This is a genomic window from Streptomyces lydicus (assembly GCF_001729485.1).
GTDB lineage: Bacteria > Actinomycetota > Actinomycetes > Streptomycetales > Streptomycetaceae > Streptomyces > Streptomyces lydicus_D.
Genome location: NZ_CP017157.1, coordinates 4005722 through 4017130, shown reverse-complemented (window position 1 = coordinate 4017130; position 11409 = coordinate 4005722). Strand labels below are relative to the sequence as shown.

Sequence of the window (11409 nt, the reverse complement as noted above, 5' to 3'; positions counted from 1 at the left end):
TCCCCAGCGACTCTTGCGGGGTCCCCATGCCGCCTCCAGGATCACAGGAGACACCTGCATACCGACCGGCACTCCCTGCGCGATGCCTGTTTGTTAGTGACCCGGGGGGCCACCGGTGCGCGGGACGCATCCAGTGGACACCCGTGGTCTCGGGCAGCAACGCTCGTCGCCACGACGGAGACGATCCCCGAGAAGCCGGGGAACGGCCGGATAGCGTCGCACGGCATGCAGGTGGGACGCGGGCGCGAGCACCGGCGTGGCCTACTTCCGCAAGCATGGGGGACCTGCCCTGGACTGCCCGGCGCCGTTTGTTGCCTCATGATCACTGGACTACCCCATCGGGCAGCAGGGTGATCGCGACATGCCCGGCAGCCGAGTCGCCGCCGGAGGTGCACCTGGGCACGCCGGCCTCGCCGAGAGGAGCCAACGCCGCGGTGAGGCCCTCGGGGGACGTGCGCAAGGCGAGTGCGGCGGGGTGCATGGGGAGGCGCCTGCCTGGTGTTCCATGGAGGGTTTCGAAGGCTCATGTCCGCACTCCTCCCCGCTGCTCCCTCAGGACACTGCCCCTTCGCCGGTGGCGTTCATGGACTCACCATCCCGCGGCCAGGCGACGGCGGCCTCAGTGGGCCCACCGTCCAGGTACACAGCGACCGAGCCCCCGAGCATGTCGACGAGCCGTGGCCATTGCTCACACCGGACAGCTACCGGCACACCCCGCCGACGGTCCCCGCGAGCCGTGACAGCACCCGTGAGGATCCAGGACGCCCACATCGCCCAGCGCGCCCCGCCGTAGGGCTGAGCCACAGATCAGCGAGCCCGGGCCGGTGCGCTGCCCCACAATCCGTCGGGCGCGAGAGAGCGGCGGAGGTCGTCGTGGCAGGCGGGTGAGCGGGTCGGGCCGTAGCGTGAGAGATGGGCCGGGGTGTGCCGGGGAACGGCGACGGAGGACGGTGGCCATGGCGGGGATGGACTACGCAGCGCTGTTCGCCGCCACGCCGAGCCCGTATCTGGTGCTGGGTCCGGATCTGGTGATCGTGGAGGTCAACCAGGCATACCTCGACGCGACCGGCCGGACGAGAGAAGACTTGATCGGGAAATACGTCTTCGATGCCTTCCCGGACAACCCGGCCGACCCCGAGGCCGACGGTGTGCGGAACCTGAGCGCCTCGCTGCACCGGGTCCTGACCACGGGCGAGCCCGACCCGATGGCACTGCAGAAGTACGACATCCCGATCATGGGTCGGCCGGGGGTATTCGAGGAGCGGTGGTGGTCGCCGATCAACACGCCGATCCTTACCCCGGACGGCACGGTGGTGTGGATCATCCACCGGGTGGAGGACGTGACCGCGTTCGTCCAAGCGCGCACTGCGGGTGCCCGGCCGCCGACCGGTCAGCTGACCGAGCGTGAAGCGTTGGAGGCCGAGCTGTACGCGCGGGCTCGGGAGCTGCAGCGGCTGAACGAGGAGCTGCGGCGGGCTCACGCCCGCGAGCGCCAGGTGGCCGTCACCTTGCAGGAGGGCATGCTCCAGTCACCGGACCTGGCCCGGCACCAGAACGTCGCCGTGCGCTATCTGCCCGCAGCCGGCTCGCTGAACGTGTGCGGCGACTGGTATGACGTGGCAGACCTGACCGACGGCCGCTTCTCGGTGGCGGTGGGCGACGTCGTCGGCCACGGGCTGGAGGCCGCCGCCGTCATGGGAATGCTCCGCAGCGCGCTGAGCGCCGCCATCCGCGCCCTGGAGCGGCCGGCCCAGGCGCTTGAGGTGCTCGGCCTGTACTCCAGGTCGGTCGAGGGCGCGCTGAACACGACCGCCGTCAAGGCACTGGTTGACCCCGCAAGCTGCCTGATCATCTACAGCAACGCCGGCCACCCGCCCCCGGTCCTGGTGCACACAGACGGCGCCTGCGAGCTGCTGGACCAGGCTACCGATCCGCCCCTGGGGGTTCGCCCCCTGCACGTCCCCCGTCCCCAGGCCACGGCCATCTACAGCTCCGGCGACACCCTCGTGCTCTACACCGACGGCCTGATCGAACGCCGGGACGAAGACATCGACACCGGCCTGGCCCGGCTGACGGACATCCTCAGCCAGTCCAGCCGGCTCTCCCCGGAGCACCTGGCCGACACCCTCCTGGCCCGCCTCGGGCTGGCCGGCGGCGGCCGCGACGACGTCGCACTGGTCATCGTCCGGCTGTGACCAGCGCCCTCCTCATCCGAGATCGCCGTCCCACCGCTCTCGCAGCAAGAACGCCACGCTGGGATCTACCACTTGCGCGGAGCTTGCGGGTCGGCCCGGCAGCCCGCGTGATCGGCGCCGATGCCAGCGGCGCGGCGTCTAGGGCAGCGCCCGGTAATCACACTGGTTACCAGCTCCTGCACGACGGCAAGATCCAAGGACGCGCCGTCATCGCCCCCTACGCGTGAGTACTTCATCAACGCGACCGGGCCGGTGCCGCAAGCCGTAAACTGTCGGAGGGAACGTCATGGAGGCAGTGGCCGGTGCGATCGCTGGACCGGGCCGACGGCGGACGGCGCAGTCGGCAGCGGGCGTGGTAGCGGCAGCTGTGCCGGCACCTGTGACTGTCACGGCCGCGGGGCTGATGAACGCGGCCTGTCGGTGCTTGCCATGACCGAGAACGCGTTCCGACCGGTGACCGCCGCGCTGCGGCCGTATCTGATCGTGAATCCCCGCTCGGGAGGCGGGAAGGCGAGCCGGTTCCGCATCGCGGAACAGGCCCGCGCGCTGGGGGCTCAGGTTCTCCTGCTCGATCCTTCCCAGCCCCAGGACCTCACGACTGTCGCCCGACGCGCGGTGGATGACGGTGCGGATCTGCTGGGGGTGGCCGGCGGAGACGGCACGCAGGCACTTGTCGCCGGGGTGGCTGCGAAGAGCGGTGTTCCGTTCGTGGTCATTCCGGCCGGTACCCGCAACCACTTCGCGATGGACCTCGGGCTGGACCGTGAGGACCCTTCGGCCACGCTGGCGGCCCTCACGGACGGCGTCGAACTGCGCGTGGACCTCGGGTTCGCAGGCGAGCGGGTGTTCGTCAACAACGTGTCGTTCGGTGCCTATGCCGCCCTGGTGCAGGACCCGGCCTACCGGGACGACAAAATCGGCACCGTGCTGCGGATCCTCCCGGAATTCCTCGCCCGCCACGAGGGCCCGGAGCTTGTGGTACGGGCCGGGCTGCTCACCGTGGACCGGCCCGACGCCGTGCTGGTGAGCAACAACCCCTACCGGGTCGATGACCCGGCCGGGCTCGGCAGGCGTGCGCAACTGGACTCCGGGCTCCTGGGGGTGCTGGCCGCCAGGGCGGAGACGCCCGCCGAGACGGCCGCCCGGCTGCGCGGTGGGCAGGCGCACGGCCTGACCAATCTGGCCACCTCTGAAGAGGTCGTCGTCGATATCGACGCCCCGTTCGTCCCCGTCGGGCTGGACGGTGAGGCCGTCACCCTGCCGACTCCCGTGCGGTGCCGGATCATTCCCGGGGCGCTACGGATACGGGTCCCCCACCACCGGCCGGGCGCCGCGCCCGCCGCGCGGCCGCCGGGCCGGGGCGCCATGCGCCGGGTGGCCTCGGCTGTCGGGCGAGCTGTTCACGGCCGTCATACCGGCTGACGGAAGCCGAACCGGGCAGAGCGCGGACTTCCACCCAACGGATCAACACCGCACGCCGCTGTCTGACCACTCTGCTCGGTGGCCTGCGAGCCACACACCACCGAACGCGTGCGACGTCTCCCTCGTCACCGCCCCGGTGAGCGCGGCACGCTCCGCCGGCGCCGAGTACTTCCGACCGCCTGCGGCCTGCTCCGGCAACTCCGGTGCCATCGCACGCTGTTACAGCGTATGACGGCCGGAACGGCCCGGGCGCGTGCAGCACGTGACGGGTGCCGCCCTTTTCGTCCGTGACAGTCGGTCAGCTCTTGTGGGACGACACGGACGTGACCGCTTCGGAGCCGATCCGGCCCAGGAGCGCGGCCAGTTCGGTGGGCGCGGACAGGAATGGGGAGTGGCCGGTGTTCAGACGCTCGACCTGTGTGGCGCGGGTGGACATCCGCTCCTGCAATGCGGGCGGGAGCGCTCTGTCGTCCTCGCAGAGCACATAGGTGGAGGGCACCGTCCGCCACGCTGTCCGGGTCACCCGTTGCTGGAAGGAGCGCCGGCTCTGCGTGACGAGCCGGCTGACGGCGTCCGCGGCCTGCTCGTCGGGCAGGTCCCCGAACAGCGCGGTGCGGGGGTCGTCGAAGACGACGGGGGCTGTGCCGCACAGGTCCTCGGCCGTGTCGCCGCCGTGACCGTGCACGCTGAGTAGGGACTCTCCCTCCTCGGGCAGATACGCCGCCAGGTAAACGAGATGAGCGGCGGCAGGAAGGCCGGCGGCGGCCTGGGTAACCGGGAGGCCGCCGTAGGAATGCCCGACGACGATCACCGGACCGTCTGCCTGCCGCAGACGCGCGGCTATCGCGTCGGCGTCGTCGTACATCCCGGCGGCCGGTGTGCGCTGCGGTCCGGCACTGGGCAGGTCGACCGTCCGGGCCGTCCAGCCATCGGCCGCAAGGGCCTTCCGTACGAGGTCCCAGCACTCTGACCGGTGCCAGGCCCCGTGGACCAGGAGGAAGGAGGGGCGCGGTGCGGTGGTGGGGAAGGTGTCGGCACTGGCCGTTGCATCGGTGGACATGAGGAGACTCCTGAAGTGTTCGGTGAAACGCCTGCCGGGTGCGGTGGGCCGGATGTGCGGTGCAGCCGTCGGCGGTTCGCCGGGTCGGCGGCTCGCGGAGACGGGCTCTAGCTTTGCTGCGTCACGCGCGCCTCCCGCCGGGGGCCGCCGTCGTGCTCCCTGCCGTCGCCAGCCCCTGCGCCTCGGCCGGTTCCCAGGCCCCCGGCGTCACCCGCGCCTTGCCGGCCATCTTTCGCGCTCTGACCGACATCGTCTTTCGGCGTGCCCTGCTCGCGGGCCGTGGCGTGCCTCGCGGCGGGGACTGCGGCGGTCCTGTGCGACGGCCGTACGAAGATCAGGACGATCAGTCCGCCGATCGCCGCCGCCAGTGCCGAGGTCAAGAACACCCGATCGAGGCCGGTGGCGAACGCCGTGTGCACCAACTGGTGCACCGCGCCCCGGTCGGCGGCGGGCGCCGCGTCCACCAGGCGCCCGGCCTGCCCGGCGGCCAGCGCCGAGGCGCCCTTCTGCGGATCCGGCACCGTGCCGGGCCCGGCGAGCACGGCGGCCGCCCGGCTGGTGAAGACCGTGCCGAAGACGGCGATGGCCAAGGTCATGCCCAGCTGACGGAACGTGTTGACAGCCCCGCCGGCCATCCCTGCCTGCTGCGGCGGCACGGAGGAGGTGGCGGCCGAGACCAGCACCGGCGTGGCCAGGCCGACGCCGATCCCGGTGACCGCGAGCCCTCCCAGGAGTGCGGTCTGCCCTGCGTCGGCCGTCATGCCTTCACGCAGCACCAGCATGCCTGCCGCGACGGACAGGAGTCCGATGCCGATCGGCAGGTGCGGCGCGAGCCGCTGGAGGTGACGGCCGGCCACGGCGGCCACGAGGAACGAAGCACCGGCCAGCGGGGTCAGGGCGAGGCCCGCCCCGACCGGGCTGAGGCCCAGCATGGACTGCAGCCACAGCGAGACCAGGACCAGGCAGCCGAAGGCGCCGCCCTGCAGCAGCAGCGCACCGCTCATCAACGCGGCGAACGAGGGGCGGCGAAGCAGCGCGAGGTCCATCATCGGGACGCCCCCGCGTCGCGCCGTACGGTACTCGATCACCACGAGCGCGATGAGCGCTGAGGCGGTGACGGCGAAGGTCGTCAGGGTCTCGATCGAGGCCCAGCCCACCTCCCCGCCACGGATGAGCCCACAGGTGAGCGTGGCCACAGCGATGGTGAAGGCCGTCGCGCCGGGGATGTCGACACGGGCCCGGGTTCCGCTGAGCCGCGCACCGTGGCCGGAGGTCCCGACGGGCTGGTCGGCGGGTCGGTCGGCACGCACCACCCTCAGCGTCGTGGCGATGGCGACAGCGGCGATCGGAAGGTTGACCCAGAAGATCGTCGGCCAGCTGAAGTGCTCGGTGAGCAGCCCGCCGAGCAGCGGCCCCGCGGCTGCGGCGGCCCCGTTGGCCGCGCCCCATACGCCGAAGGCCGTACCCCGGTCCCTGCCCTGGTAGGAAGTGAGCAGCAGGGCGGGAGCGGTGGCGAACATCGCGGCGCCGCCGATGCCCTGCACCACGCGGGCCGCGATCAGCATTTCTGCGTTGGGGGCGAGGCCGCATGCCAGCGAGGCCAGGCCGAAGACGCCCAGACCGCAGACGTAGGAACGCCGGTGGCCGAAGCGGTCCGCGAGGGAACCCGAGGCCAGCAGCAGGGCGGCGAGCGCCAGGGCATAGCCGTCGATCACCCATTGCAGAGAGGTGAAGGAAGCGCCGAGGTCGGCAGCCATGCTGGGCAGTGCGACGTTCACGATCGTCACATCCACCAGCAGGATGAAGGCGCCCAAGCAGACCGCCGTCAGGGGCAACCATTTGCGCATGTTGGATTCTCCGTTCGCATTGAGCAGGTGTTGCGGGACCGAGCCCCGACCCGTGATGGGGCCGGGGCGAACTGCGGCGGGCCGAGCAGGCCGGCGGGTGATCCCGCGAACCAGCTTCGAGCTCTCACAGGCGATATCGTGAGCCAAAGTGCTCTCCATGCGCGGATCCGACAGGATGGGGTCCATGGCGACCTATCTCGACACCCCGGGCCGTGTGTGCCGCAGTCTGTCGGAAGAGGACATGGAGCTCGTGCACGCGCTGCAGATCAACGGGCGGGCCTCGTTCCGGGAGATCGCCGACGTGCTCGGAATCTCCGACCAGACCGCCGCGCGCCGCTGGGCACGGCTGCGGTCCGCCGGGAAGCTTCGGGTCCTCGGCCTGACCGACCCGATACGGCTGGGGAACTCTGTCTGGCTCGTACGTGTACGGTGCACGCCGGATGCCGCGTCCTCCCTCGGGAAGGCGATGGCACGGCGTCCGGACACCACCTGGGTCAACCTGGATTCGGGCGGCACCGAGATCTCCTGCTCGGTACGCACCCGCAGCCCCGGGCCGGAGGAGTCCCCGCTCCTGCAGAAGCTGCCGCGCACACCACAGGTGGTGGACCTGTCCGCGCACTGCTCACTGCACGTCTTCTTCGGCCACGACCTCGGCCCGATCAACAAGCGCGGCCCGCTGACGGCCGCGCAGGTCGCGGCGCTCACGCCCCCTGACACGCCGGACCGGGCCACGGACGCCACCCCACCGGTGCCGCTGGACGACAGCGACCGGCAACTACTCGACCTGCTGGCCCGGGACGGGAGGGCCGCAACGGGAGACCTGGCCGCCGCGACCGGCCTGTCCCCCTCCACCGTGCGCCGGCGCATCACCGAACTCAGATCGGCCGGCGCCCTGTACTTCGACGTCGAGTACCACCCGGACATCCTCCAGCAGAGCTTCCGGGCCGCCCTCTGGCTGGAGATCGACCCGTCCCGCCTCGCCGAGGCGGGATCGGCACTCGCCGCACACCCCGAAGTCGCCTACGCCACCGCCACGACGGGCACGGCGAACCTCTACGCCAGCATCGACGTGGCGACCGCCCAGCTCTTCTACCGCTACCTCACCGAGTCGGTCGCGACCCTCCCCGGCCTCCGCCACACCGCGACCGCCCCCATCCAACGCACCCTCAAAGGACCCGGTCCCTACCTCCCGACGACGGCGTGAAAGACGACCGGCCACGGTGACCAGCGAGGCCAAGGGCGGCGGTGACTACGAACCGCCGTACCTCGTCAAATCAGGTCCCGCGCCCGGAGGTCAGCCACATACTTGGTGATCAGGGCCGGTGACAGACGAGGGATGTCGTTCTCCTCGTCGAGGGCAGCGGCCCGTACCGCCGCACGGAACCGGTCCGCCGGCAGGGCGGACCCGGGCAGTGACTTCTGCGGCTCGGCGAAGGCGTGCAGCAGAGGAAGCAGCGAATGGTGCTTCTGGTGGTCGGGCAGGCCCCGCAGGGCGGTCTCGAAACGGTCGAGCCACTCGGCGTGGTCCTGGACGCGGGTCAGGGGGTGCCCGGCTGTCATCAGCCAGTCGACGAACGTGTCGAGGGAGATGCCGTCCTCGTGCGGGTTGACCACGTTGTAGGTCCGGTGGCCCTCTCGTGCGTCGTCACCCAGCGAGGCGATCGCCCGCGCGGTGAAGTCCACGGGGAGTGCATCGTAGTGTGCGCTGCCGCCCCCCGTGTCGCGGGCGTAGAAGCTGCCGGGTGCGATGCCTGTCGCCAGCAGGCTCAGCAGGAGGCGGGTGAAGACGTCCGGGATGTTGAGCTGGCCGCGGTAGCGCGGGTGCGCGAGGATCAGGTTCGAGCGGAAGACTGCGACCGGCAGCCCGAACCTTTCGTGCGCCTCGTGCAGCAGCACCTCGCCGGCCCATTTGCTGGCCGCGTAACCGTCGGCGTAGTCACCTTCGAGGCCGCGTGTCCGGCAAGCGGTGCGGATGTCCGCCGACTCGTCGGCCGCCGACTCGTTCCCGAAGACGACGGCGACCGTCGACAGGAAGGTGAACTGCTTGATTCGGGAGGTGACCGCGAGCCTGATCAGTTCGGCTGTTCCCCGTACGTTGGGACCGAACAACTGGTCGTAGGGCAGGACATGGTTGACCAGTGCCGCCGGGTGGACGATCAGGTCGACGGTGTCGGCCAGCCGCTGCCAAGTCCTGTCGTCGAGTCCGAGGTTCGGTTCCCCGATATCGCCGGCGATCACCTGCAGATGCCGGGCGGCGAGCTCGTGGTAGCGCTCCATGAGTTCCGGGTCGCCGCTGTCGAAGGCCGCCTCCAGCCGTGCCCGGGCCGTCTCGGCGGAGGAGCCGCGGACCACGCACACCAGCGTGCCACCGCGCTGCGCCACGCGCTCCAGCCATTCGAGACACAGAAAACGGCCGAGATAGCCGTTGGCTCCGGTCAGCAGCACGGTCCGGGCCTCGGGCAGCGGACCGGCCGGCCGTTCGGCCCGCCCGATGGCCCGCGCGTCGAGGAACGCGTCCAGCCGTAGGTCGGCCGCGTCGAGTCGCGTCGCGTCAGGGCCGTGGAGGCTGTCGGCGGTAGGGCGGCGGTGTTCCGACGCGAGCGCCCGCTCGATGTGGTCGGCCACCCGCCGCAGAGTGTTGACCGGGTTGATGACCAGGTCGACAGGAACATCGACGCGGTAGATCTCCTTCAGCAGCTGGGAGAACGACAGTGCCGTCAGGCTGTCACCGCCGAGGTCGAGGAAGCGTGCGCCGGGCTCCAGGTCGCCGTTCCGCTGCCCGAGGAGCGCCTGTGCGGCCCGGAGCACGGTCTCCGGTACGGGCTGGTCGGGGCCGAGCCGGCGCAGTGCTCGCAGTTCGTCGGCCTCACGGTCCGTCAATTCGGTGTACAGCGCTTCGAGGCGCTCGCCGTATCGCTTTGTCAGGGCGGGCCGCAGCGGCTTGCGCATTCCGGAGAGCAGTCCGTTCTCCTGGGTGAACGGCTCGCTCTCGATGAGGAAGTCCCTGGGGATCTCGTAGGAGTTCAGTCCCGCCTCTATGGCGACTTCCTGCAGGGACTCCCGCAGGACCGGCCTGATACGCCGGGGGTCCCCGTCGGCGCGGTCGAGGGCGTCCTGCGTCGGCACGACGACCGCGAGCAGGTAGGCGCGGGCGCTGTTGCCGTACAGGAAGATCTGCCGGACGGCCGGACTGCCGCTGAAGAGCGCCTCCAGGCGGGAGACCGTGACGAATTCGCCCTGTGACAGCTTGAGGACGTTGGAGCGGCGGTCGACGTACCTCAGCGCGTCGGGGCCGACGCGGGCCATGATGTCGCCCGTGCGGTAGAAGCCATCCTCGTCGAAGGCATCGGCGGTGGCGTCCGGGCGCCGGAAGTAGCCGGCGACGAGCCGGTCGGACCTGACCAGCAGTTCGCCCCTGGGGTGCGGTGAATCGGTCGCGAAGTATCCCAGCTCGGGTACGTCGGCCAGCTTGTGGTCGGTCACCGGCGGGCGCAGCACCTGGCCGTCGAGGGAGACGATGCCGGCTTCCGTCGACCCGTAGCCGTCGGACAGCCTGACGTGGAGGCAGTTCTCGACGAACGCCGTCAGCTCGTCGCTCGGTGGAGCGGAGGCGGTGGCGGCCCACAGGAGGCGGCCGCCCATGACCTTCTCCCGCAACTCCTCCCTCACCTGCTCGGCTGCCTCGCCGTCCGGCTCGGTGCGGCGGGACAACTCGGCCCGGTAGTACTGGAAGAGCATGTCGGAGATGCGGGGAACCATGAGGAACTCGGTGGGTCGGACCAGCGAGAGGTCTTCGAAGAGCGTCGACAGGTCGCTGGACGCCGTGAAGCAGGCGAGACCTCCCTTGGCTAGCGTGCTGAACAGTACGCCCCTGCCCATCATGTGGCTCAAGGGCAGGTAGTTCAGCACGATGGAGGGCCGAACCGCTTGGCCGGGTACGAAATCGATCCAGAAGTGCTTGACCAGGCGCTCGGTGTACATGGCGCCCTTGGGGCTGCCGGAACTGCCCGACGTGTAGATCAGTGCGCTGAGCGCGTCGGCTGCCGACCCGTGGGGAACCTCGGGGAGCGACGGCAGCGTCCTTCCCCGGTCGATGACCGATGCCAGTGTGTCCAGGGTGACGCCTCGGTCCTGCGCCGCGAGCCGGCCGCGCGCGGAGTCCAGCTCCTCCTGGTGGGCGGTGATCTCGGAGTGGTGGCCGATGAGGATGATCCGGCCCAGCGAGGGGGCGTTCGCTGCCAACTCGATCGCGACCGCCACGTGGTCGACGTGCGCCACGAGCAGGCGCGGTCCGGTCTGCTCGACGATGGGGGCCAGGTGTAACGCCGAGGTGCCGGCCTGGAGGGGAACGGACACCAGGCCGGAGCGGATACAGGCCAGCTCCACCACGGTGTACTCGGAGCTCGTGGACCCGAGAACGGCGACGAGGTCACCCGGTCCCATCGCGTGTTCGGGGTGGTGCCGCCATTCGGAGGCCACCGCGCCCACTCGTTCCCAGAGTTCGCCGTAGGTGAGCGTGTCGAACCGCTTCAGCAGGCGCAGCGTGGTCCGGCCTGTCTCCGGGTCGGTAACCGGCTCGGTGGCACGCTCGCCCAGGGCGGGACGGTCGGCGTACCCCTTCATCACCGTGGCCACCAGGGCGGCGAGCGGCAGTCCGGGCCGCCGGATCGCCTCGGTGACGGCGTCCAGGGGCGCGGTGTCACGGAACTGCGCGTCGGTCGCGGACAGGTGGGCGTTCCGCCGATCGGTACGTGCGTCGAGTTCGGCGGCGGGGGGTCGGGAGTGGGACACGAGTGGTCTCCTTTTCGGTCGTGAAAGCCCGTTCGGGTGGGCGGCGTTGCCGTGTGGGCAGGGTGTTCGTGTCAGCGGGAGGGCGGACGCAGCT

General features: G+C 70.7%; 6 protein-coding genes. 3 read left to right on the top strand and 3 right to left on the bottom strand.

What is annotated here, in order from left to right; translation table 11 throughout:
• Positions 1-956: 956 nt before the first annotated feature.
• Together SL103_RS17385 and SL103_RS17380 are read left to right on the top strand one after the other, a co-directional pair.
• Entirely contained in the window at positions 957-2195 is a 1239-nt protein-coding gene (locus SL103_RS17385) for a SpoIIE family protein phosphatase (protein WP_069569926.1), read from the top strand.
• A gap of 429 nt (positions 2196-2624) precedes the next feature.
• Positions 2625-3617, top strand: coding sequence for a diacylglycerol/lipid kinase family protein (locus SL103_RS17380; RefSeq protein ID WP_069569925.1), 993 nt, complete (start codon positions 2625-2627; stop codon positions 3615-3617).
• Positions 3618-3915: 298 nt separating this feature from the next.
• Here SL103_RS17380 and SL103_RS17375 read toward each other — a convergent pair whose 3' ends face one another.
• Positions 3916-4677 carry an alpha/beta hydrolase gene (locus tag SL103_RS17375; protein ID WP_069569924.1) on the bottom strand — a complete coding sequence of 254 codons (762 nt, stop codon included), beginning with the start codon at positions 4675-4677 and terminating at the stop codon, positions 3916-3918.
• A gap of 107 nt (positions 4678-4784) precedes the next feature.
• Positions 4785-6710 (bottom strand): MFS transporter, encoded by a 1926-nt coding sequence (locus tag SL103_RS17370; protein ID WP_244303934.1) that lies wholly within the window; start codon positions 6708-6710, stop codon positions 4785-4787.
• On the opposite strand from SL103_RS17370, the gene SL103_RS17365 reads away from it, so the two are divergent.
• Positions 6709-7728, top strand: coding sequence for an Lrp/AsnC family transcriptional regulator (locus tag SL103_RS17365; protein ID WP_069569922.1), 1020 nt, complete (start codon positions 6709-6711; stop codon positions 7726-7728). The genes SL103_RS17370 and SL103_RS17365 overlap by 2 nt on opposite strands.
• 65 nt (positions 7729-7793) lie before the next feature.
• Here SL103_RS17365 and car read toward each other — a convergent pair whose 3' ends face one another.
• Positions 7794-11315, bottom strand: coding sequence for a carboxylic acid reductase (gene car / locus SL103_RS17360; protein ID WP_079145797.1), 3522 nt, complete (start codon positions 11313-11315; stop codon positions 7794-7796).
• Positions 11316-11409: the final 94 nt, after the last annotated feature.